This window comes from Kushneria konosiri (genome assembly GCF_002155145.1).
GTDB lineage: Bacteria > Pseudomonadota > Gammaproteobacteria > Pseudomonadales > Halomonadaceae > Kushneria > Kushneria konosiri.
The window spans coordinates 576,097-598,781 of sequence record NZ_CP021323.1; the positions used below are offsets into that span (position 1 = coordinate 576,097).

Annotated in this window: 20 protein-coding genes; 8 read left to right on the forward strand and 12 right to left on the reverse strand. The window is 58.7% G+C overall.

All coding sequences use genetic code 11. From position 1 onward, the window contains the following. Nucleotides 1-38 precede the first annotated feature (38 nt). The 9 genes from bamA to rpsB all read right to left on the reverse strand — a co-directional run bounded on the left by bamA (nucleotide 39) and on the right by rpsB (nucleotide 10,233). Complete coding sequence (bamA, locus tag B9G99_RS02690; RefSeq protein WP_086620638.1) at nucleotides 39-2,372, reverse strand: outer membrane protein assembly factor BamA; 2,334 nt, start codon at nucleotides 2,370-2,372, stop codon at nucleotides 39-41. A 310-nt stretch (nucleotides 2,373-2,682) separates the two neighbouring features. Next, nucleotides 2,683-4,032, reverse strand: coding sequence for a sigma E protease regulator RseP (gene rseP / locus B9G99_RS02695; RefSeq protein ID WP_086620639.1), 1,350 nt, complete (start codon nucleotides 4,030-4,032; stop codon nucleotides 2,683-2,685). A gap of 2 nt (nucleotides 4,033-4,034) precedes the next feature. After that, complete coding sequence (gene ispC, locus B9G99_RS02700) at nucleotides 4,035-5,225, reverse strand: 1-deoxy-D-xylulose-5-phosphate reductoisomerase (RefSeq protein WP_086620640.1); 1,191 nt, start codon at nucleotides 5,223-5,225, stop codon at nucleotides 4,035-4,037. 108 nt (nucleotides 5,226-5,333) lie between these two features. Further along, entirely contained in the window at nucleotides 5,334-6,131 is a 798-nt protein-coding gene (locus B9G99_RS02705) for a phosphatidate cytidylyltransferase (protein WP_086620641.1), read from the reverse strand. Continuing rightward, entirely contained in the window at nucleotides 6,124-6,867 is a 744-nt protein-coding gene (gene uppS, locus B9G99_RS02710) for a polyprenyl diphosphate synthase (RefSeq protein WP_086620642.1), read from the reverse strand. Before uppS ends, B9G99_RS02705 begins: the two co-directional genes overlap by 8 nt. A gap of 62 nt (nucleotides 6,868-6,929) precedes the next feature. Next, nucleotides 6,930-7,487 carry a ribosome recycling factor gene (gene frr, locus B9G99_RS02715; protein WP_086620643.1) on the reverse strand — a complete coding sequence of 186 codons (558 nt, stop codon included), beginning with the start codon at nucleotides 7,485-7,487 and terminating at the stop codon, nucleotides 6,930-6,932. A 16-nt stretch (nucleotides 7,488-7,503) separates the two neighbouring features. Continuing rightward, on the reverse strand, nucleotides 7,504-8,256 hold the full coding sequence (gene pyrH, locus B9G99_RS02720) for a UMP kinase (RefSeq protein ID WP_086620644.1): 753 nt from the start codon (nucleotides 8,254-8,256) through the stop codon (nucleotides 7,504-7,506). Nucleotides 8,257-8,416: 160 nt separating this feature from the next. Beyond that, nucleotides 8,417-9,286 carry a translation elongation factor Ts gene (gene tsf / locus B9G99_RS02725; protein ID WP_086620645.1) on the reverse strand — a complete coding sequence of 290 codons (870 nt, stop codon included), beginning with the start codon at nucleotides 9,284-9,286 and terminating at the stop codon, nucleotides 8,417-8,419. Between the two features lie 212 nt (nucleotides 9,287-9,498). Then, nucleotides 9,499-10,233: a 30S ribosomal protein S2 gene (rpsB, locus tag B9G99_RS02730; protein WP_086620646.1), complete on the reverse strand. Its 735-nt coding sequence runs from the start codon at nucleotides 10,231-10,233 to the stop codon at nucleotides 9,499-9,501. Between the two features lie 303 nt (nucleotides 10,234-10,536). Here rpsB and map point away from each other — a divergent pair, with 303 nt between their 5' ends. The 6 genes from map (at nucleotide 10,537) to B9G99_RS02760 (ending at nucleotide 17,269) form a co-directional block, all read left to right on the forward strand. Continuing rightward, nucleotides 10,537-11,325 carry a type I methionyl aminopeptidase gene (gene map, locus B9G99_RS02735; protein WP_086620647.1) on the forward strand — a complete coding sequence of 263 codons (789 nt, stop codon included), beginning with the start codon at nucleotides 10,537-10,539 and terminating at the stop codon, nucleotides 11,323-11,325. Nucleotides 11,326-11,412: 87 nt separating this feature from the next. Beyond that, nucleotides 11,413-14,112, forward strand: a complete 2,700-nt coding sequence (locus tag B9G99_RS02740) for a [protein-PII] uridylyltransferase (protein WP_086620648.1) — start codon at nucleotides 11,413-11,415, stop codon at nucleotides 14,110-14,112. Nucleotides 14,113-14,205: 93 nt separating this feature from the next. Further along, nucleotides 14,206-14,550 (forward strand): ArsC/Spx/MgsR family protein, encoded by a 345-nt coding sequence (locus tag B9G99_RS02745; protein WP_086620649.1) that lies wholly within the window; start codon nucleotides 14,206-14,208, stop codon nucleotides 14,548-14,550. A 27-nt stretch (nucleotides 14,551-14,577) separates the two neighbouring features. After that, a complete protein-coding gene (dapD, locus tag B9G99_RS02750; protein WP_086620650.1) occupies nucleotides 14,578-15,603 on the forward strand; it encodes a 2,3,4,5-tetrahydropyridine-2,6-dicarboxylate N-succinyltransferase in 1,026 nt (341 codons plus the stop codon). Nucleotides 15,604-15,687: 84 nt separating this feature from the next. Continuing rightward, nucleotides 15,688-16,860 carry a succinyl-diaminopimelate desuccinylase gene (dapE, locus tag B9G99_RS02755; RefSeq protein ID WP_086620651.1) on the forward strand — a complete coding sequence of 391 codons (1,173 nt, stop codon included), beginning with the start codon at nucleotides 15,688-15,690 and terminating at the stop codon, nucleotides 16,858-16,860. Between the two features lie 4 nt (nucleotides 16,861-16,864). Beyond that, nucleotides 16,865-17,269, forward strand: coding sequence for a hypothetical protein (locus tag B9G99_RS02760; RefSeq protein WP_086620652.1), 405 nt, complete (start codon nucleotides 16,865-16,867; stop codon nucleotides 17,267-17,269). Nucleotides 17,270-17,369: 100 nt separating this feature from the next. Here the strand turns inward: B9G99_RS02760 and B9G99_RS17200 are convergent, their stop codons facing one another. Continuing rightward, the gene (locus tag B9G99_RS17200; RefSeq protein WP_086620653.1) at nucleotides 17,370-17,825 is read right to left on the reverse strand and encodes a cold-shock protein; all 456 of its coding nucleotides are present in this window, start codon (nucleotides 17,823-17,825) and stop codon (nucleotides 17,370-17,372) included. A gap of 176 nt (nucleotides 17,826-18,001) precedes the next feature. On the opposite strand from B9G99_RS17200, the gene B9G99_RS02770 reads away from it, so the two are divergent. Then, nucleotides 18,002-18,238, forward strand: coding sequence for a SlyX family protein (locus B9G99_RS02770; RefSeq protein WP_086620654.1), 237 nt, complete (start codon nucleotides 18,002-18,004; stop codon nucleotides 18,236-18,238). 90 nt (nucleotides 18,239-18,328) lie between these two features. Here B9G99_RS02770 and trxB read toward each other — a convergent pair whose 3' ends face one another. Both trxB and B9G99_RS02780 read right to left on the reverse strand, forming a co-directional pair. Then, complete coding sequence (gene trxB / locus B9G99_RS02775) at nucleotides 18,329-19,306, reverse strand: thioredoxin-disulfide reductase (RefSeq protein WP_086620655.1); 978 nt, start codon at nucleotides 19,304-19,306, stop codon at nucleotides 18,329-18,331. Nucleotides 19,307-19,474: 168 nt separating this feature from the next. Further along, a complete protein-coding gene (locus B9G99_RS02780; RefSeq protein ID WP_086620656.1) occupies nucleotides 19,475-19,681 on the reverse strand; it encodes a zinc ribbon domain-containing protein in 207 nt (68 codons plus the stop codon). Between the two features lie 253 nt (nucleotides 19,682-19,934). Here B9G99_RS02780 and acnA point away from each other — a divergent pair, with 253 nt between their 5' ends. Then, on the forward strand, nucleotides 19,935-22,673 hold the full coding sequence (gene acnA / locus B9G99_RS02785; protein ID WP_086620657.1) for an aconitate hydratase AcnA: 2,739 nt from the start codon (nucleotides 19,935-19,937) through the stop codon (nucleotides 22,671-22,673). Nucleotides 22,674-22,685 lie beyond the last annotated feature (12 nt).

Sequence of the window (22,685 nt, forward strand, 5' to 3'; positions counted from 1 at the left end):
TCCTGTAATTCGCGTCATTGTAACGCAACGGCCAATGATCAGAAGGTCTGGCCCAGCGAGAACTGGAAGAACTGTGTATCGTCATCATCCTTTTTATTGATGGGACGAGCCACCGAGAACGTCAGGGGGCCAACCGGGGTCAGCCAGGAAAGCCCAAGACCCGCGCTGTAGCGCAGTTCTCCGAGATCAACCCCCGAGCTGCACTCGGAAGTGCGACCTGATTCTACCGGATAACAGTCGCTCAGGAAGGTATTACCGGCATCCACAAAGAAGGATGTCTGCACCTGGCGATGATCATCGATAAACGGCGTCGGGAAGATCAGCTCGGCAGAACCTTCCATCAGGATGTTGCCGCCCAGGGTATCGTCGTCGCCGTCGTTACGAGCGGTGGTCGGCTGGCCCAGTGTGTTGCTGCGAAAACCGCGGACAGAACCCAGACCACCTGAGTAGAAGTTCTCGTAAAACGGCATATTATCGGTACCGCCAAAGCTGTTGGCATAGCCAAGCTCCGTACGGAACTTGAGTGCCCACTCTTCGGTCTTGATCGGGAAAAGCTTCTGGCCCTGATAGCGCAGCTTGTAGAACTGGGCATCACCGCCAGCCGTTTCGACGGAGGCATTCTGGTAGCTGCCGGCCGTAGGCAGGATGCCGCGGTTGAGATTGTTGCGGGTCCAGCCGGCCGTCAGGCTGTAGGTATTGAAATCGTTACCCTCGTCGTTGATGAACTGAACGATTTCAGAGGGCGAATCGTCGTAATCATCAACGTGGAGGCTTTCAAGGTTGACGCCGAAATTCAGGCGCGACAGATCGCTGATCGGATAACCGAAATTCACCCCACCGCCGAAGGCGTCGGTGGAATAGGTTGAAATATCGGAATCCTCGTAATCGGTGGCCCGATAGTAGAGGTTATAGCCGCGCGAAATACCATCCAGCGTCCAGTAAGGATCGGTATAACTGAACCGCAGGTTCTGATAGTACTTGCTGGTCTGCGCGCCGATGTCCACGCGATTGCCCGTGCCCAGGAAGTTACGCTGGGAGAGCGAGGCACCATAAATGATGCCCTCGGACTGGGCAAAGCCGAGGCTGGCCGAGATGCTGCCAGAAGGCTGCTCTTCGACGTTATAGGTGACATCCAGCTGATCGGGCGTATCGGCCACCGGCTGGGTATTGACCTCGACCTGGCGGAAAAAGCCCAGTCGCTCAAGTCGGGCCTGAGAGTCACTGATGGCATCGGTCGAGGCAGGGGCGCCTTCAAGCTGCGTCATCTCCCGGCGCAACACTTCGTCGGCCGTAGTGGTATTGCCCCTGAAGTTGATGCGTCGAACATAGGCACGACGCCCCGGATCAACGTTGAAGGTCACATCGACCCGGTCATCGTTGTCATGAATATTGGGCACGGCCTCGATGCGGGCAAAGGCAAAGCCCTGTGCGCCGAGCGCCTTGCGAAGCGCTTCGGAGGAGGCCGTCAGATCCGACTGGGAAAAGATTTCACCGCTTTTGGCCTGGACCAGACTGCGGGCCTTGTCGTCAGGCATTTCAACGTTGCCGGCGAAGTTGATGTCGCCGAAGCGATAGCGCTTGCCTTCGTCGATATTGACCGTGACATAGATCGAGGACTTGTCGGGGCTGATCGAGACCTGAGTCGAGTCGATGGAGAAATTGACGTAGCCACGATCGAGATACCACGAGCGCAGACGATCCAGATCCCCCTGGAGCTGCTCGCGGGAGTATTGATCGGAGGAGAACCAGCCAAAGAACCAGCCCGGGCGGTCTTCCAGTTCGAACTGCTGCTGAAGGGTTTCGTCATCAAAATCATGGTTGCCCACGATATTGATCTGCTTGATGCGCGACACATTGCCTTCGTTGATATCGATATCAACCTGCACGCGATTTTGATCAAGCCTGTGAACCGACGTCGAGATCCTGGCGCTGTAGCGCCCCTGACCCTGATAGACCCGCTCAAGTTCGCGCTGCATCTCTTCCAGTGTCGAGCGCTGAAGCACCTGGCCTTCGGAGAGCCCTGCGTCGCTCAGGCCCTTTTTAAGCTGATCCTCGGGAATCTTGGAATTTCCCTTGATGTTGATGCTGGCAATCGAGGGGCGCTCGTCGACATCGATCACCAGAACATCGCCATCACGACCCAGCTGTACGTCATCAAAAAGGCCGGTACGAAACAGCGCCTTGCCGGCATTGGAGATCGATTCGTCATCGACCGTATCGTGAGCGGAAATGGGTAGCGCGTTGAACACGGTACCCGCAGAAACACGCTGCAACCCTTCCACGCGAATATCGGAAACCTCGAAGGACACGGCAAACGCCGCCTGGGAGGCGCCCATTAACAACACCGCCCAACCTGTAGCTCTAATCTTCATGCCGTCATTTCGCTTGTTACAGAATTCCGCCCACTCGGGGCCCGCTTTTGCTCAAGGTTCATGCCAATGCCCCGACAGGGTCCAACAAAAAGGAAACCGTTTCGCTTGTCGACATCGATGCTCCGAGCGGGAAGGCCAGTATGACACCCCAGACATGTCGGCAGTAGTCATTCACCATGCCGACGGGAACAGGCACCTTATACACAACCCCACCACCCTGACAAGCGCCGACGTCATGGGCTCGGTACAGAATTTGTAATGATCGCAGCGACAATCGCCCCGGCCATCGGGTCTGACACCACCGGATCGATCAAAGACGCATGATGTCAAAATAAAAGGCCATCAGCATCAACGAGGCGATCAGGGCCATGCCAATACGAAGCCCGAAGGCCTGCACACGCTCCGAAACCGGGCGACCACGTACCAGCTCGATGACGTAATACACCAAATGTCCGCCATCCAGAACCGGCACCGGCAGCAGATTCAATACACCAAGGCTGATGGAAAGGTAAGCCAGGAAACTGATGAAGGTTTCAAGGCCTGACCGGGCTGAATCTCCTGCCACGCGAGCAATCGTGATCGGTCCGGACAGATTGGAAGGTGAAATCAACCCCGTAATCATTTTGCCGATGGACCCGACCGTCAGGGAAGTCATTTCCCCTGTACGCGACAATGCCTGCCCCATGGCACCCAGCGGGCCCCAGGCCAGCGTGCGCTGATACTCCTGTGGCCAGCTGACACTGCCCGCGCCAGCCCCCATGAATCCGACAGTGGCGCCTTCCTGCTCACGCGCTTCAGGCGTGACCGTGACGGTCATGTCGTGCCCGTCGCGTGCAATGCTCAACTCAAGCGGCGTATTGGCAGCAGCCTGCACGCGCGACACCAGATTTTCCCATGTCGGAATGGGCTGCCCGTTCACCGCCTCGATGCGATCTCCCGGTTCAAGGCCACCCTTCGCGGCCGGGCTGTCGTCAAGCACCTGACCGATAATCGGGGCAACGGCCGGACGCCACGGCGTAAAGCCAAGCGTGCGCAATGGCTCGGGCGGGTCCTGACGCGCCATGAAGCTATCGACCGGTAATTGATGCGTTTCAAGCCGGCCCTGCTCGTCGCGCGTCGAGATTTCGAGATGGCCAGTGGCACCGATTTCGGCCACCAGCGCCAGGTTGACGCCATTCCAGTCCGGTGTCTGCCGGCCCTGAACGGAGACAATTTCCTGACCGTTTTGCAGCCCGCCTCGCGCGGCGGGCGAATCCGGCGTGACCTCGCCGACCATGGGCACAATGGCTGTGGTGCCTGCCATGAACATGACCCAGTAGGCCACCACGGCCAGAATAAAATTGGCCAGCGGCCCCGCAATCACCACGGCGATTCGCTTGAGCACATGCTGGCGATTGAACGCCAGATGCTGCTCGGAGGGGTCAACCGGGCCTTCGCGCTCATCAAGCATCTTGACGTAGCCGCCCAGCGGGATGGCAGCCAGGGCAAACTCGGTACCGTGACGGTCCATTCGGGAGATCAGCGGCTTGCCAAACCCCACCGAAAACCTCAGAACACGAATGCCACAACGTCTTGCCACCCAGAAATGGCCGAACTCGTGGATCGTGATCAAAAGCCCAAGAACGACAATGACCGCAATGATGTTTTGCAGGATTCCCATGACTATCCTCCGGCAGCGGTCATGGCCAATTCATCGATCACCACCTGAGCCTCGTGTCTCGCCAGACGATCCTGCGCCAGAATCACGTCAAGCTCATCGGCACTGCGACGCTCGATGCGGCCCATGACGGTTTCGACCACGACAGGAATGTCGGTAAAGCCGATACTGCCGGTCAGAAAGGCATCCACGGCTATCTCGTTGGCGGCGTTGAGTACGGCAGGCGTTGTACCACCTGCCATCATGGCCTCTCGTGCCAGTCTGAGGCAGGGGAAGCTCTCAAGGTCAGGGGTCTGAAAATCAAGGCGTGCCACTGCAAAAAGATCCAGCGGTCTAACACCGGCATCAATACGTTCGGGCCAGGCCAGCGCATGTGCGATCGGCGTGCGCATATCGGGATTGCCCAGCTGAGCCAGTACCGATCCGTCGCTGTAAGCGGCCATTGAGTGGATGACGCTTTGCGGATGGACAACCACATCAATCTGATCAGGTGTGGCATCGAACAGCCAGCAGGCTTCGATCAGCTCGAGCCCCTTGTTCATCAGCGTGGCGCTGTCTACTGAAATCTTGCGCCCCATGGACCAGTTCGGGTGCGCGCAGGCCTGATCAGGCGTCACATGAGCCAGAGCTTCCCGGTCGTGATCGCGGAAGGGGCCGCCCGATGCCGTGAGCAGCAGCCGAGTAATCCCGTGACGCTCGAGCCCGCCGCGATGCTCTCGCGGCAGACACTGAAAAATGGCGTTATGTTCGGAATCCAGCGGCAGCAGTACAGCGCCGGAGCGGGCCACTTCGCGCATGAACAGCGCGCCGCTCATGACCAGTGCTTCCTTGTTGGCCAGTAGAACCCGACGCCCGGCACGAACGGCAGCCAGTGTCGGCATCAGTCCGGCAGCGCCGACAATGCCGGCAACAACCACTTCTGCCGCACCCGCTACCTCACACAGCGCCTGCTCTCCCCAGCTGACCCGAGTGGCCACCTGATGTGCCTTCAGCGCTGCGCCAAGCTGACGAGCCTCATCCTCACTGCCCAGCACTGCATGTTCCGGCTGATGCTTCAGACACAGCGCCAACAGCTTTTCAACACTTGAATGAGCGGTCAGTGCGTGCAGACGATAGCGGTCAGGATGGCGTTCGATAACATCAAGGGTACTGGTACCAATGGAACCGGTGGCCCCCAGCAGGGTGACAGTCTGCATGAAAGAGATCCTGAAAGCTGAAACGGATGGGAGGCACAAAACGCGCGACCCGAGCCGATTCAATCATGATCATCGGCTGCAGGCCACAAAACCGCATGCTGACAGTGATTAGCCGATCCAGGGTGCCAGCAGGGCAAAAATGGGAATGGCGGCGGTCAGACTGTCGATTCTGTCCAGCACCCCGCCGTGTCCCGGCAACAGATTGCCGGAATCCTTGATGCCGCGATAGCGCTTGAGCATGCTCTCATTGAGATCTCCCAGCACCGAGGCACCGGTGACGATGGCGCTGATGATGACCAGTACCAGCGTCTGGCCAATACCCATGCCCTGAAAGAGGGCCATGAGCAGCGCAAGCGCAGCCGTACCGCCCAGCGCGCCGTAAACACCGGCCCAGGACTTGCCGGGACTGACTCTGGGCGCCAGCTTCCGATTGCCATAGGCACGACCGGCAAAATAGGCCGCGATATCGGCGCCCCAGACCAGAAACAGCACATACAGAAGCCATATCGGTGATTCACGCAACAGCAACAGGCCTACCCAGCACGGCAACAGTACCCAGAGTCCCATGGCATAGCGAACACCACGGCTGCTCCATTGATCGGTATTGCCAGGGTAACTGATGACCCAGTAAAGGCAGAGCAGCCAGCCAATCAGTGCAATCCAGAGCGGCCAGGTCTGCAAGGCAATACCGGAGGACCAGCCCAGTGCCATCAAGGCAATCAATGTCACCGTAAACAGAGCACGATCCTTGAGACCTTCGCCACCGGAAAGATTGGACCACTCCCATGCCGAGGCGGCAACCAGTATGCCCACGAACGTGGCAAACCAGCCGCCCCCCAGCACAAACAGCAATATCAGTGACGTGGGCCCGATGGCCAGCGCTGTCAACACCCGTTGCTTAAGCACCCTGAACCTCGATTTGTTCGTCGGTCATGCCAAAACGGCGCTTGCGACCAGAATAAACACTCAATGCTTCATCGAAGGCATCGCCATCGAAGTCAGGCCAGTATAGTGGTGAAAAGTAGAACTCTGCGTAGGCCATTTGCCAGAGAATAAAGTTACTGATGCGCTGCTCGCCACTGGTGCGAATGCAAAGATCCACTTCCGGGATCCCTGTCGCTGACATTTCACGCTCAAAAAGCGCCTCGTCAATGTCATCGGACGACAACTGCCCGTCCTCAACCTGGCGAGCAAGACGCTGTGCTGCGCTGGCAATATCCCAGCGACCACCATAGTTGACGGCCACGATCAGTTTCAGTCCCTGATTATGGCGCGTCAGGTGCTCGGCTCGATCGATGGCACGATTCAGGGAGGAAGACAGCTTCGACCGATCACCAACGATGCACAGTCGGATACCATTTTTATGCAGCCGGGAAACCTCACGCTTGAGTGCCATGATGAAAAGCTCCATCAGGGCACTGACCTCCTGGGCCGGACGCTTCCAGTTCTCACTGGAAAAGGCAAACAGGGTAATGGCTTCAAGGTGATGTTCGGCCGCGCGCTTGATCACGGCCCTGACCGACTCTACTCCGGCATGATGACCGCGCACACCGGACAGTCCACGAGACTTGGCCCAGCGATTGTTGCCGTCCATGATGATAGCCACATGCCGGGGCATGTTTGAAAACTTGTCAGGCGTCATGACTTCTCACTGCAGGCACGGCCGAAGCCGCGCCCTGAGTCGGATGGTTTCGGGCCCGGACCTCAGACCTGCATCAGATCGCTTTCCTTTTGCTCAAGCGACTTGTCGATCTCGGCAATGAAGCGGTCGGTCAGCTTCTGGATACCGTCCTGCGCCTGACGCTCTTCATCCTCCGAAATTTCCTTCTGCTTGAGAAGGGCTTTCAAATCGCCATTGGCATCACGACGGATGTTGCGAATCGCCACCCGTGCGTGCTCGGCTTCGGCTCGCGCCTGTTTGGTATAGCCCTTGCGGGTCTCTTCAGTCAGCGCCGGCATCGGCACGCGAATGACGGTACCGGCCGTGGACGGATTCAGGCCCAGATCTGCGGTCATGATGGCCTTTTCCACCTTGGGGACCATGGTCCTTTCCCAAGGCACCACGGACAGTGTACGAGCGTCCTCGACATTGACATTGGCCACCTGAGAAAGCGGCATCTCGGCACCATAGTATTCAACGCGCACGGCATCGAGAATGCTGGGGTGGGCACGCCCGGTACGGATCTTGCCAAAGGTCGAATGCAGCGACTCAACGCTTTTCTGCATGCGGCTTTCGGCGTCTTTCTGGATCTCGTTGATCACTTTATAAATCCTCTGCTCAGCCTTGTGGTTGCACCGGGCCGTTATCGACGATAGTACCTTCACGACCACCCATGACAAGATTCAACAGCGCACCGTGGCGCGTCATGTCGAAGACGCGAACCGGCATATCATGGTCACGCACCAGACAGATGGCGGTCAAATCCATGACTCCGAGTTTCTGGTCGAGTACATCATCGTAGCTGAGTCGCTCATATTTGGCGGCATCGGGATGCTTGACGGGGTCCTTGTCATAGACGCCATCCACCTTGGTGGCCTTGATGACCACGTTGGCATCGATCTCGATCCCGCGCAGACAGGCGGCACTATCAGTCGTAAAGAAGGGGTTGCCTGTACCTGCCGAGAAGATGACGACATCACCGGAGGTCAGGTAGCGGATAGCAGTACGGCGGTCGTAGTGCTCGACCACGCCGCTCATGGGAATGGCAGACATGACGCGCGAGCGGATATTGGCGCGCTCCAGCGCATCACGCATGGCCAGGGCATTCATGACCGTGGCCAGCATGCCCATGTGGTCACCGGTCACGCGATCCATGCCGGCTTCGTGAAGCGCCGCTCCGCGAAACAGGTTGCCGCCGCCGACCACGATACCCACTTGGACACCAATGCCCACCAGTTGGCCGATTTCCAGCGCCATGCGATCCAGTACCTTTGGATCAATACCGAAGTCCTGTTCGCCCGTCAGCGCCTCACCCGAGAGCTTGAGCAGAATACGCTTGTACTTGGCGCTACGTTCAGTATTGGGGGGCATGTGACATCCTCCTGATGGCCCGAGGGGAGAAAACGTGAGGTGTATCGCCGATCATGACAGCATGGTCATGATCCGGCAGATACGCGAAGGCGTGCGCGAACGCACGCCCTCAAACCGCCTGAGGCCAACCCTGACCGCAGACGAGAGACGACACGCCCGATCAGCTGCGGCGCGCCTGCTCCATGACTTCCTTGGCGAAGTCGACTTCTTCCTTCTCGATACCTTCGCCAACTTCGAAGCGCACAAAGCTAACAACTTCAGCGCCCGCCTGCTTGGCGTATTCGGCCACGGTCACGTTCTGATCCTTGACGAACGGCTGATTGATCAGGCTGTTCTCGGCAAGGTACTTCTTCAGACGACCCTGCGTCATCTTCTCGGCGATTTCCGCAGGCTTGCCGGCCATGTCGGGCTGCGCCAGGATGATCGCCTTCTCGCTGTCGAGCTCGGACTGCGGCATCTTCTCGGGATGCGAGACGGACGGGTTGATCGCGGCCACGTGCATGGCGATGTCACGTGCGACGTCCTGGTTGCCACCCTTGAGTACGACAACGGCACCGATACGATCACCGTGAACATAGGCACCGACGCTACCGCCTTCGGGTGCATCGATGACCGCGGCGCGGCGTACCGTAATATTTTCGCCGATCTTCTGGACCAGCTGCGCACGGGCGTCTTCCAGCTCGCCTTCCATCACGACAGCGATATCTTCGCTGCGCGTGTCGAGCACCTTGTTGACAACTTCATTGGCAAAGTTCTTGAAGTTGTCATCACGGGATACGAAGTCAGTCTCGGAGTTGACTTCCAGCATCACGGCGGTAGTGCCATCTTCGGCGACGCGGGTCAGTATGGCGCCTTCGGCGGCTACACGGCCGGCCTTCTTGGCGGACTTCAGACCTGCGTTCTTGCGCAGGTTTTCAATGGCGGTTTCGATATTGCCATCGGCTTCGGAGAGTGCCTTTTTGCACTCCATCATGCCAAGCCCGGTGCGCTCGCGTAGTTCCTTGACCAGAGATGCGCTGATAGCTGCCATGTCATGAACCTCTGTTGAATCATGTATTCGGTTCCGGAGATCCCGGAACGAGAAGAAAAATCGGTACCACCTGTCGATGACAGTTCCAGGACAAACGCTCATGCACCATGGCTGATACGATTTGTCGCCTCAAAAAAAGGGGCCCGTAAGCCCCCTTTTGCACTGTCATTCACAGACACCGGCAGTGAACTCCCCTGCCGATGCGGGTGACATTACTCGGAAGCCGCTTCGGCCGCTTCGTCGACTTCGACAAACTCGTCGCCGCTGCCTTCCTTCGACTTGGCGCAGGCATTGGCAATCGCCTGAACGTAGATCTGGATGGCACGGATGGAGTCGTCGTTGCCCGGGATGATGTAGTCAACACCGTCCGGATCGGAGTTGGAATCCACTACACCGATGACCGGGATGCCCAGCTTGTTGGCTTCGTTGATCGCGATACGTTCGTGATCGACGTCAACCACGAACATGACGTCCGGCAGGCCGCCCATGTCCTTGATACCACCGATGGAGCGCTCGAGCTTTTCCTGCTCGCGCGTGGCCATCAGGACTTCCTTCTTGGTCAGCTTCTCGAAGGTGCCATCTTCATGCATGGCTTCGAGTTCGCGCAGACGCTTGATGGACTGACGAATGGTCTTGAAGTTCGTCAGCATGCCGCCCAGCCAGCGATGGTTCACGAACGGCTGACCAACGCGAGTCGCTTCCTCGGCGATGATCTTGGCCGCAGCGCGCTTGGTGCCAACGAACATGATCTTGTTGTTGTTGGCAGACAGACGCTCAACCACGGAGACGGCTTCGTTAAGGGCCGGCAGCGTGTGTTCGAGGTTGATGATATGAATCTTGTTACGAGCGCCGAAGATGTATTTGCTCATCTTCGGGTTCCAGTAACGGGTCTGGTGACCGAAGTGGGCACCTGCCTTGAGCAGGTCACGCATATTGACTGACATGATGACTCTCCTGAGTATCGGGTTAAGCCTCCACGTACCCCATGGGTCCGACCGTTTTCACGGCACCCGGGACCATGTGTCGGTACATGTGTGGTCTCTGTGGTAATGGTTCAGACGCTTTCCGCGATCGCCTGTCCAGAAGACAAGTCTGTCATACCCGGACATGGATTGCAGGAAAACGCGCGGCTTTATACCATATAATGCTGTCAAGATGAAGCCGAACCTTGCTGTCATAGCCCCCGACTGCCGGGAGATATTGACCCTGCACCCTCGCACGGCTTTCCATTTCGCTTACCACGAGTCGCCATGAACATCCCCATCCATAATGCCGAAGATATCGACAAGCTACGCATCGCAGGACGTCTGGCCGCCAGCGTGCTGGAGATGATCGAGGCCCACATCCGCCCGGGCATTTCCACCGGCGAAATCGACCGGCTGTGCCAGCACTATATTGAAAACGAGATCGACTCGATCTCGGCCACCATCGGGTATCACGGCTATCAGCACGCCACCTGCATCTCGCTCAATCACGTGGTTTGCCATGGCATTCCCGATTTTGGCAAGAAGCTCAAAAAGGGCGACATCTTCAATATCGATGTCACCATCATCAAGGATGGCTATTACGGCGACACCAGCCGCATGTTCATCGTCGGCGACAATATCAAGGGCGAGCGCCTGTCACGCGTGGCTCAGGAGTGCCTGTATGAGGCCATGAAGATCATGCGCCCGGGCGTCTGGCTGTCCGATATCGGCCGCGTCATCGAGGCACACGCCAATGACAACGGCTATAGCGTGGTGCGAGATTTCTGTGGACACGGCATCGGGCGCAGCTTTCATGAAGATCCGCAGGTGCTGCATTACGATGGCTATAATGAGCACAACGATGCCGAGCTCAAGGAAGGCATGTGCCTGACCGTCGAGCCGATGATCAATGCCGGTGACTGGCAGACCCGGGTCCTCAAGGATGGCTGGACCGCCGTCACCCGCGACAAGAGCCTCTCCGCCCAGTGGGAGCATACCCTGATCATCACCGCTGACGGCGTGGAGGCCACCACCGTACGCCATGACGAGGACCTTGGTTTTCTGACAAACTAATTCATCGTCTTCCCGATGCGCTCTCCGGCCTGTCATTGACAGGCCCGTGGCGGACGCTGCCGCTCACTTTTATTACGGTCACCGCCCATGCTTCTGCACCATTATCGGTTTACCCCGGACACCACCCTGATCGATACCGAGGCCCTCAAGGCGCGACTGGATCGGAACACCTCACCCATTGGGGCCGTTCGGGAAGTGTTGACCGATATCCGCAGTCGTCTGGATGAACGTTTCAAAAGCGGCGCAGATATTCGCGACCTGGTGTTTGGCAGGGCTTGGTGTATCGACCAGCTACTGGCACTGCTGTGGTCACGCCTTGACTGGCATGACGATGGCATCGCCCTGATCGCCGTGGGCGGCTACGGTCGAGGTGAGCTGCACCCATACTCTGACATCGACCTGATGATCCTGCTGGAAAGCGATGACGACACGCCCTACCGGGAATCGCTGACCGCCTTTATCACAATGCTCTGGGACATCGGCCTTGATATCGGCCACAGCGTTCGCTCACTCAACGACTGCGAACGCGAAGCACGTGACGATGTCACCGTGATTACCAACCTGTTGGAAACGCGCTGCGTGGCAGGCTCTGAACCGCTTCTGGAACGCATGCGCGAACGCCTGAACCAGATGGACACATGGCGCAGCGAAACCTTTTTCCAGGCAAAACTGGCCGAGCAAAGGGCACGCCATCAGCGCTTCAACAACTCAGAGCATCATCTCGAGCCCAATATCAAAAGCTCGCCCGGAGGCCTGCGCGATATCCAGACTGTCACCTGGATCGCCAAGCGCCACTTTGGCACCAACATCATCGAAGTCCTGATGCAGCAGGGGTTCATGACGGATGCCGACATGCGCATCGCCAGTCAGAGCAGGGCCTTTCTCTGGCAGGTACGTTACGCCCTGCACATGATCAGCGAGCGTGGCGAGGACCGTTTGCTGTTTGATCATCAGCGTGCCATTGCCACCCTGTTCGGCTATCACGACACGCCCGAGCGGCTCGGCGTTGAAGAGTTCATGCGTCGCTACTATCGCGTGGTAACAGCCCTGGTCGAACTCAACGACATGCTGATCCAGAACTTTGAGGAAAACATCCTCCAGAACGACCAGCAGCCGGAGGTCGTGCCGCTTAATAATCGGTTCGAACTGGATGGACGGTATCTGCGCATTCGCGGCCCCCACGTCTTCAAACGCCGCCCTTCGGCCCTGATCGAGATGTTTGTGCTGCTGGCACAACATCCCGATATCGAGGGTGTGCGCGCCGCCACCATTCGCGCCATTCGCGACCACCGCCACCTGATTGACAATGGCTTTCGGGCTGATCTTCGCAACCGCAGCCTGTTTCTGGAATTGCTGCGCGGCGGCGGCATGGTCGCTCGTGAACTGGGCCGCATGGCACGCTATGGCATTCTGGGCAAGTATCTTCCCCGCTTTGGCCACATCATCGGCCTGATGCAGCACGACCTTTTTCACATCTACACGGTAGATGCCCACACCCTGCGCGTGCTGGACGTCATTCATCGCTTTAGAACCCCCGAAGGGCGTGAAGAGTACCCCCTGTGCGCAGCACTTGTGGCACGCGTTCCCAAGCTTGAGCTTTTGTGGATTGCCGGGCTTTATCATGATATCGCCAAGGGCCGAGGCGGCGACCACTCCCAGCTGGGCGCCCGGGATGTCCAGGGATTTTGCCATCGTCACGGCGTACCAAGGCGCGATACACATCTGGTCAGCTGGCTGATCGAGCATCATTTGCTGATGTCCACGACCGCACAGAAGCGTGATATCAGCGACCCGGAGGTTATCCGTGAATTTGCCGCCATCGTTCACGATGAAGTGCATCTGGATTATCTCTATCTGCTGACGGTGGCCGACATCAACGCCACCAACCCCACCCTCTGGAACAGCTGGCGCGCGGCCCTTTTGCGTCAGCTGCATGGTGAAACACGCCGCGTGTTGCGGCGTGGACTGGAAAATCCGCTCGATCGACAGGAGTGGATCGAGGAGACACGCGAAGAAGCCCGTGCCCTGACCCAGTGCATGGGCGGCGAATGCCAGGCCGTGGATGCGCTCTGGGAAACACTGGGCGATGACTACTTCCTGCAGTACAGCGCCAGTGAGATTGTCTGGCATACCCAGGGCATTCTGCAGGCCGGTGTGGACGTTATGCCGCTGATTCTGATCAGCGCCCCGACCGAGGACATGACCGATGGCGGTACCAAGGTCTTTATCCACACCCGTTCGGTCAACAATCTGTTTGCCGCCACCGCCGCGGCCATCGATCAGCTGGACCTGTCCATCCACGATGCCCGTATTGCTACCTCGAGCAACGACTGGACGCTCAATACCTTTATCCTGCTCGACGACGACGGTCATGCCATTCGCGACCCGGCCCGGCTCAAGCAAATTCAGGCGCATCTGATCGAAGAGCTCGATGACCCGGACGACTACCCGCGCATCGTCAAGCGTCATACGTCGCGCCAGCTCAAGCATTTTCGGGTCCCCACCCGGGTACTCATCGAACAGGATGAGGCCAATCAGCGCACGGTACTGGAGCTGATCGCTGCTGACAGGCCCGGGCTTCTGGCCCATGTCGGGCAGATTTTCATGAGCTTTGATATTGCCCTGTCCGGCGCCAAGATCGCCACGCTTGGAGAACGGGTCGAGGACGTGTTCTTTATTACCGACACCAACGGCAATCCGCTGACCGACCCCGAGCTTCAGAAAGCCCTGAGTGATCGCTTGTGCCACGTACTCGATGCCGAGGCCGGTATTGCAACGCCCGGATAGGCGCGAACCATCGACAGCAGCATTTTTCCCGATTTGAGCCGCGCCACGCCGGGCGCCTATAATCGCCGCCCAATGCGTCACAAGAGATTTCCCATGTTGAAGCTTTACGGCCTATCCAACTGTGACCGCTGCCGTCGCGCCCGCCACCGGCTAGAAGCCAGTGGTCAAAAGGTCGAGATGATCGATCTGCGTCGCCTGGCCGACCAGGGCGGACTGGAAGAGGCCCTTCAGCATTTTATGGCCCATATCGACTGGTCCACGCTGCTTAACCGTCGTAGCACGACCTGGCGAGGGCTGGATGATGCCGAGCGTCTTGATCTGGATCAGACGCGCGCCGTGGCACTGATCAAGGCCCACCCCAGCCTGATCCAGCGTCCGGTACTTGATACCGGCACCCAGGTGCTGGTGGGCAAGGCTGTCGATGACTGGCCGGCCTGATCTATCCCCATTAACAAGGAGTTTTTCATGCTGAGTTTTGCACTGGGTATCGGCACCCAGAACCGTCAGGGCGACTGGCTTGAAGTCTATTACCCGGCCCCGCTTCATATCCCGGAGCAGACGCTTGTTGACACCGTACGCAGCACGCTGGGTGCGCCCGAAGGCAACGTGGCGGTAAGCTTTCTGCCCGAGCACTGCGAAAGTCTGGCCGAGGCCTTGAGCCATGCCGGCAATGATGAGCAGGCCGATATTGCCCGTGCCATGGCGGACAGCCGCCGCCCGCTGGTCGCCGTCTTTCTTGAAGAAGACCGTGCGCCGGAAAGCGTGCCCGAGGTGTATCTCAAGCTGCATCTGCTGTCGCATCGCTTGGTGAAGCCCCACGGGCTCAAGCTTGATGGCATGTTCGGTCTTTTGAAGAACATCGCCTGGAGCAGCGAAGGCGCCATCGACATCGAGGAACTCGACGACCGTCGCCTGAAGGCACGCCTTGAAGGCCGCGCCCTGTCCGTCGACTGTGTCGACAAGTTCCCGAAAATGACCGACTACGTGGTGCCAAAGGGCGTGCGCATTGCCGACACCGCGCGCGTGCGTCTGGGCGCCTATCTGGGCGAAGGCACCACCGTCATGCATGAAGGCTTTTGCAACTTCAATGCCGGCACCGAAGGCCCGGGCATGGTGGAAGGCCGCATTGCGGCAGGCGTCATGCTGGGCAGCGGCTCCGATCTGGGCGGCGGCGCCTCGACCATGGGCACCCTGTCCGGCGGTGGCAACATCGTCATCGGTACCGGCAAAAACTGCCTGATCGGCGCCAACGCCGGCATTGGCATTCCTCTGGGCGATCGCTGCACCGTCGAAGCCGGCCTTTACATCACCGCCGGTGCCAAGGTGGCAGTGCTCGACGACCATGGTGAGCTGGTAGACACTGTTGCCGCGCGTCAGCTGGCCGGACAGAACGATCTGCTGTTTTTGCGCCATTCCCAGACGGGCCGTCTTGAGTGTCGCACCAACAAGAGCGCTATCGCGCTCAACGACGCCCTGCACGCCCACAACTGACGTCCTGCACGCCCACCACCAGGGTCATCAGCGCTGTCCACACATCCGGGTGCTCACACGAGCGCCCGTTGAATGAAGAGAGTCATGCAAAAGGTTTTCGACAATACGGCTGAAACACGACAGACGCCGGGCGAGACGCTATCACTGGCGCTTGAGCTGCTCTCAAGAGCTTCCATAACGCCTGACGACGCCGGCTGTCAGACGCTGATCGGCGAACGTCTGGCACGACTGGGCTTTCATCTGGAGTGGATGGATCAGGGCGAGGTACGCAACCTCTGGGCCGTGCGCGGCCAGGCCGGACCCACTCTGGTGCTGGCCGGTCACACCGACGTCGTACCAACAGGACCCGAGCACCTGTGGCAGACACCGCCGTTCTCGCCTCGCATCGATGAGCACGGCTATCTTCTTGGACGCGGTGCCGCCGACATGAAAGGGTCCCTGGCGGCCATGGTGACCGCCGTCGAACGCTTTGTGAGTGCACATCCCGAGCATCCGGGCCGAATTGCCTTTTTGCTGACCAGCGATGAAGAGGGCCCGGCACGAGACGGCACCCGTGCCGTAGTCGAAATCCTGCGCGCACGACATGAACCCATCGACTATTGCATCGTTGGTGAACCCTCCTCGGAGGCCCGCTTTGGCGATGTCATCAAGAACGGTCGACGTGGCTCCCTCAACGGCGTGATGCGCATTCACGGCGTGCAGGGCCATGTGGCCTACCCTCAACTGGCCCGTAACCCCATCCATCAGGCCATGTCGGCACTGGATGCACTGGTGTCGGAGCACTGGGACAACGGCAACGAATTTTTCCCGCCAACCAGTCTGCAGATCTCCAACATTCATGGCGGCACCGGCGCTAACAACGTCATTCCGGGCGAACTGGAAGTCACCTTCAACCTGCGCTTTTCCACGGAAGTCACGGCGCCGGCGCTTCAGGCACGTATCGAGGCCCTGCTCGATGCACACGGGCTTGACTGGCATATTGACTGGCAGCTCTCCGGCGAGCCCTTCATGACGGTACCAGGTGAGCTGACCGAGGCCGTCAGCGCGGCCCTTTGTGAGATCACCGGCGCCGCCCCTCGACTCTCTACCGGCGGTGGCACCTCGGATGCCCGCTTCATTGCAACGCTGGGACCGCAGACCATCGAGTTCGGGCCACGCAACGCCACCATCCACCAGCGTGATGAGCGCATTCTTGCCACGGACCTTGATCTGATGAGTCAGGCCCTTGAATCAACCCTTGACCGGCTGCTGCGATAATCCCATGGAGCACTATCCAGATATCGAGGTTTACCTCGCCTGCAACGATGCCGAACGCATTTCGCAATGGCTTGCCAACGCGCTGGAGACCAGCGTGACGCTTGAGCGCGCCGGCAAGTACCAATGGCGAGCGGCACCCATCTACAGGGGGCAGCGATTGCCGGTCCTGCTGGTCGAAAACGCCGCGGACCGAATGGCCAGCCTCTGGCTTGACAGCGAACTGACGCCCTGGCCACGCGATGTCGACTGTGCCCGGGCCGCCAGTCAGGCACTGGCCTGTGAAGTGCGCTGCTCACTCGGCGGCTGGCAGCCCGGCGACGATCCCGACCGTTTTTTTCAGGTGCACCCTGATGGCAGCGAGAGCGTGATTCACTGGCCCGACGCCGGGGCCCAGGATGGTAAAAAATAGGATGTCAGTGACGTGACCTGTCTTTGACACCATCAAAAACGCCCCGCGTTGCGGGGCGTTTTGCTGCTACATCATTCAGGAAGGTCGAAAGGATGACTCATCAGGTAATGACGGTGACATCCTCGGCCTGAAGACCCCGCTCGTTCTGAATGGAGTAATAACGAACCCGCTGTCCCTCGGCCAGCGTACGATGCCCCTTGCCACGGATGGCACGAAAATGGACAAAGACGTCCTCGCCGCCATCCCGGGTAATAAAGCCATAGCCCTTGTTGACATTGAACCACTTGACCACGCCAATTTCGCGATCATCCTTTTCAACGTCTACCACATTGGACAGCGTCGGGGTCAGAACATGCATGGCAAGCGTGGCCACTTCAAGTGCCACAAAGCAAGCCACGACAGACAGCCCCCAGATGACGACAAGACCGGGCTCGGCGGTCATGTTTTCGATAACGACAGGGCTTGCAAGATAGACAAGAAAACCTGCGAGAACCGGCGTTAAAAGCGCCAGCAGCAGGCTGATAACGGTACAGCGCCAGATGGTTTTTGCACTCATGACGATACTCTGCTTCAAACGTTTATCGGATTGTTTAATCAAATGGTTCGCGCCCCGCAGATTCCCATGATGCCCCTGTTCACGGGAGGCGAACCCAGCCACCGACCCTGCGGCCGGATGTTTAACGTACGGAGATCAACGACATGAACACACCTCCGCAACAAGCTGATTCTAACATGCACATTGACACTACGCTTAAGCAGGTGATAGAGCGTGCTAACGATCTGGAAAGCCGTCTGGCCTGGCAGGAAGACTGGCTGGAACGCCTCGACAAGGCATTGATCACGCAAAATGCCACCATCGAGAGGCTGGAACGCCTGTGCAATCTCATGGCCCAGCGCCTGGGAGAGCAGCGGGAAAGCCTTGAATCGATCCAGTCCGACAGCGCTCAGGAGCGGCCGCCGCACTACTGAAACGCCTCCCCGATTTGCCTGCAACATTCCACCGGACACAAAAAAGGGAAGGCCTGAGCCTTCCCCCTGTATCGCAATCTTCGATGATCCTTACCAGGCCGAATGCGGCACGCTCGGATCCAGCCCGTCCAGATAGCGCTCGGCATCCAGCGCCGCCATGCAACCGCTGCCGGCCGAAGTAATGGCCTGGCGATAGATCTGATCGGCCACATCGCCGGCTGCAAAGACACCCGGAATGCTGGTCGCCGTGGCATTGCCCTCAAGTCCGGACTTCACGGTGATGTAGCCATCCTTCATGTCCAGCTGACCCTTGAACAGGTCGGTATTGGGACGATGACCGATGGCCACGAACAGGCCGGGCGCCTCGAGCTCGCGCGTGCTGTCATCCGCCATCGATCTGAGCCGCACACCTGTCACACCGGAGCCGTCCCCCAGCACTTCATCAACGGTCGTGTTCCACTCGATCGCCATGTTGCCATTGTCGACCTTGTCGAACAGTTTCTGCTGCAGGATCTTCTCGGCTCGCAGACTATCGCGGCGATGGACCAGCGTTACCTTTGAGGCAATGTTGGAGAGATAGAGCGCTTCCTCGACCGCCGTATTGCCACCACCAACAACCACGACTTCCTTGTTGCGATAGAAAAAGCCGTCGCAGGTAGCGCAGGCCGACACGCCCTGCCCCTTGAACCGCTCCTCGGATTCAAGCCCGAGATACAGCGCGCTGGCGCCGGTCGCCACGATCAGGGCATCACAGGTATAGCTGCCGTTTTCCCCCTTCAAGCGGAAGGGACGCTCGGTCAGGGTGACTTCGTTGACGTGATCGATGCGAATATCAGTATCAAATCGCTCGGCATGACGGCGCATGCGCTCCATGAGCTCGGGGCCCTGTACACCGCTGTCATCGCCCGGCCAATTGTCGACATCCGTGGTCGTGGTGAGCTGCCCCCCCATCTCCATGCCGGTCAGCAGCATTGGAGACAGATTGGCGCGAGCCGCGTAGACCGCAGCGGAGTAGCCGGCCGGGCCCGAACCCAGAATAATCAGCGGATGATGGCTGACATCACTCATGACATAACCTCAAAAGAAATCGACAAAATTGAATGGGGCCCAGTGTAACACTGCATGTGGCTGGCTTCAGCGTCCGGGCAGGCACGATAGAACATGCCTTGATTGTGAGCAGGCAGGCGGCAGACAGCCAATCGGCGATGGTAATGACGCTCATTGCCCGCCATGGGCTCAGGCATCGTCATCCCGTCCGAGCGTGACCGACTCCAGGGTGTCATCAAAAAGGGATACCGTCACCGTGACGCTGATTGGCGCGCAACACCACTGACAATCCACCCAGGTCACGTGGGAGCCCTGACTGGTGTCAATATCGATATCATTCATGGCGTCGCAGTAGGGGCAATGTTCCTGCCATGATATTAGTCTTTGGTCGTGCATGAGGGTTTTCGCCTTGAAAAACTTGAACGAAACAGGAGGCAAACTGTTATGCTAGCGCCACGAAGTTTGTCGACAATGTAGGCAGGCCGACACAAGATCATATTGCAGGTATGCTTACTATACTCATCAGGCAACATCAGCACGCTGGATAATGTTCCCTGATGCGGCGTACCGGCCATGCGTTATCGCCTCTCCTGACGGAGGTTATCAAGCCGCATGGTGCGGGTCCGGAATCCGATGACGAGGAGGCTTCATGAGCCCTGATAACACCAACAGCACGCTTGGCGAGCTGACGGTCGGTGACACAACCTACCATTACTATAGCCTCAGAAAGGCCGCCGAGCAGTATGGCGATTTTGCACGTCTGCCCTTCACGCTCAAGGTGCTGCTCGAAAACCAGCTGCGCTTTCAGGATGGCGTAACCGCCACAGAGGAAGACATTCAGGCGCTGGTCGACTGGCAGAAGGAAGGTCGTTCCACACGTGAGATCGGCTATCGCCCTGCTCGAGTTCTGATGCAGGACTTCACCGGCGTTCCCGGCGTTGTCGACCTTGCTGCCATGCGCGATGCCGTGGCCAAGCTGGGTGAAAAGCCTTCTCGCATCAACCCGTTGTCGCCGGTCGATCTGGTCATCGACCACTCGGTCATGGTCGATGATTACGGTAATCCGGAAGCGTTTGAAGACAACGTCAAGATCGAGATGCAGCGTAACCTTGAGCGTTACGAGTTTCTGCGCTGGGGTCAGCAGGCGTTCGACAACTTCAGCGTGGTTCCCCCGGGTACCGGCATCTGCCACCAGGTCAACCTTGAGTACCTGGGCAAATCGGTCTGGACCAAGGAAGAAGACGGCAAGACCTTTGCCTTCCCCGACACACTGGTCGGCACCGATTCCCATACCACCATGATCAACGGTCTGGGCGTACTGGGCTGGGGCGTTGGCGGTATCGAAGCCGAAGCGGCGATGCTGGGCCAGCCGGTTTCCATGCTGATTCCCGAAGTCATCGGCTTCAAGCTCGAAGGCAAGCTCAAGGAAGGCATCACGGCGACCGACCTGGTACTGACCGTCACCCAGATGCTGCGCAAGAAGGGCGTGGTCGGCAAGTTTGTCGAATTCTACGGCGACGGCCTCAAGGATCTGCCGCTGGCCGACCGTGCCACCATCGCCAACATGGCCCCTGAATACGGCGCGACCTGTGGTTTCTTCCCGATCGACGATGAAACCCTGAACTACATGAAGCTGACCGGCCGCAGCCAGGAGCAGATCGAACTGGTCAAGGCCTATGCCCAGGAACAGGGCATGTGGCGCGAGCCGGGTCATGAGCCGATTTTCACCGACACCCTGTCGCTGGACATGAACACCGTCGAGGCAAGCCTTGCCGGGCCCAAGCGTCCGCAGGATCGTGTTGCCCTGACCGACATGAGCGCCACCTTTGAAAAGCTGCTGGCCGATCAGTCAAAGGATGCTTCCACGCAGGAAGAAGGCCGTTGGCAGAGCGAAGGCGGCAACACGGCGCCCTTTGTCGACAATAGCTTCAGCGAAGATCCCAACATCGAGCACCGCGGACAGAAGTTCCGTCTGCAGGATGGCGCCGTCGTCATCGCGGCCATCACGTCATGCACCAACACCTCCAACCCGAGCGTGCTGATGGCTGCAGGTCTGGTCGCCAAAAAGGCTGTCGAAAAGGGCCTGACCAGCAAGCCCTGGGTCAAGACCTCACTGGCGCCCGGTTCCAAGGTCGTGACCGACTATCTCGCCACGGCCGGTTTCCAGGAGCCGCTCAATGCGCTCGGCTTCAACCTGGTCGGCTATGGTTGCACCACCTGTATCGGTAACTCCGGGCCGCTGCCCAAGCAGATCGATCAGGCCATTCAGGATGAAAACCTGACGGTCGCCTCGGTTCTGTCCGGCAACCGTAACTTCGAAGGCCGCATCCATCCGCTGGTCCAGACCAACTGGCTGGCGTCACCGCCCCTAGTTGTGGCCTATGCGCTGGCAGGTAATGTCCGTCTGGATATTTCGAAAGAGCCGCTGGGCGACGACAAGAACGGTAACCCGGTCTATCTCAAGGATATCTGGCCGTCTCAGAAAGAGATTGCTGAAGCCGTCGAGCGTGTTCGCAGCGACATGTATCGCAAGGAATACGCCGAAGTCTTTGACGGTGACGCCGCATGGCAGTCCATCGACATCACCCCGGGTGAAGTCTATGAGTGGTCGAAGGATTCCACCTACATCCAGCATCCGCCCTTCTTTGAAGGCATGGGTCGTGAGCCGGAACCGATTCAGGACGTCAAGAATGCCAGCGTTCTGGCCAAGCTGGGCGACTCGGTCACGACCGACCATATCTCTCCGGCCGGCTCCATCAAGCCCGACAGTCCGGCAGGCCGCTACCTTCAGGAGCACGGTGTCGAGGTCAAGGACTTCAACTCCTACGGCTCGCGTCGCGGCAATCATGAAGTGATGATGCGCGGCACCTTTGCCAACGTGCGTATCCGCAACGAAATGCTCGATGGCGTTGAAGGCGGCATGACTCGCTACGTGCCCAACGGCGAACAGATGGCCATCTATGATGCCGCCATGAAGTACGCCGAAGAAGGCACACCGCTGGTCATCATCGCCGGCAAGGAATACGGCACCGGCTCCTCGCGTGACTGGGCTGCCAAGGGCACACGCCTGCTGGGCGTGCGCGCCGTCATCGCCGAATCCTACGAGCGTATTCACCGCTCCAACCTGATCGGCATGGGCGTTCTGCCGCTGCAGTTCCCGGAAGGGGAAGATCGCAACTCGCTGGGCATGACCGGTGACGAAACGATCAGCATCTCGGGTCTGAATGATCTGAGCCCGGCCGCCAGCGTAAAAGTGTCCATCACCTTCGCCGATGGCAACACCAAAGAAATCGATGCGCTCTGCCGTATCGATACCGCCAACGAGCTGGAGTACTACCGTCACGGCGGTATCCTCCACTACGTGCTGCGCAGCATGCTGCCCAACTAAGCAGTACGCCTG

Coding starts and splice junctions, on each gene's coding strand:
- dapD (WP_086620650.1), top strand. CDS start 14,578: ATGCTGAGTTTTGCACTGGGTATCGGCACCCAGAACCGTCAGGGCGAC.
- rseP (WP_086620639.1), bottom strand. CDS start 4,032: ATGGGAATCCTGCAAAACATCATTGCGGTCATTGTCGTTCTTGGGCTT.
- acnA (WP_086620657.1), top strand. CDS start 19,935: ATGAGCCCTGATAACACCAACAGCACGCTTGGCGAGCTGACGGTCGGT.
- bamA (WP_086620638.1), bottom strand. CDS start 2,372: ATGAAGATTAGAGCTACAGGTTGGGCGGTGTTGTTAATGGGCGCCTCC.
- B9G99_RS02760 (WP_086620652.1), top strand. CDS start 16,865: ATGGAGCACTATCCAGATATCGAGGTTTACCTCGCCTGCAACGATGCC.
- B9G99_RS02770 (WP_086620654.1), top strand. CDS start 18,002: ATGCACATTGACACTACGCTTAAGCAGGTGATAGAGCGTGCTAACGAT.
- trxB (WP_086620655.1), bottom strand. CDS start 19,306: ATGAGTGATGTCAGCCATCATCCGCTGATTATTCTGGGTTCGGGCCCG.
- B9G99_RS02740 (WP_086620648.1), top strand. CDS start 11,413: ATGCTTCTGCACCATTATCGGTTTACCCCGGACACCACCCTGATCGAT.
- ispC (WP_086620640.1), bottom strand. CDS start 5,225: ATGCAGACTGTCACCCTGCTGGGGGCCACCGGTTCCATTGGTACCAGT.
- map (WP_086620647.1), top strand. CDS start 10,537: ATGAACATCCCCATCCATAATGCCGAAGATATCGACAAGCTACGCATC.
- B9G99_RS02780 (WP_086620656.1), bottom strand. CDS start 19,681: ATGCACGACCAAAGACTAATATCATGGCAGGAACATTGCCCCTACTGC.
- B9G99_RS17200 (WP_086620653.1), bottom strand. CDS start 17,825: ATGAGTGCAAAAACCATCTGGCGCTGTACCGTTATCAGCCTGCTGCTG.
- pyrH (WP_086620644.1), bottom strand. CDS start 8,256: ATGCCCCCCAATACTGAACGTAGCGCCAAGTACAAGCGTATTCTGCTC.
- uppS (WP_086620642.1), bottom strand. CDS start 6,867: ATGACGCCTGACAAGTTTTCAAACATGCCCCGGCATGTGGCTATCATC.
- dapE (WP_086620651.1), top strand. CDS start 15,688: ATGCAAAAGGTTTTCGACAATACGGCTGAAACACGACAGACGCCGGGC.
- B9G99_RS02745 (WP_086620649.1), top strand. CDS start 14,206: ATGTTGAAGCTTTACGGCCTATCCAACTGTGACCGCTGCCGTCGCGCC.
- tsf (WP_086620645.1), bottom strand. CDS start 9,286: ATGGCAGCTATCAGCGCATCTCTGGTCAAGGAACTACGCGAGCGCACC.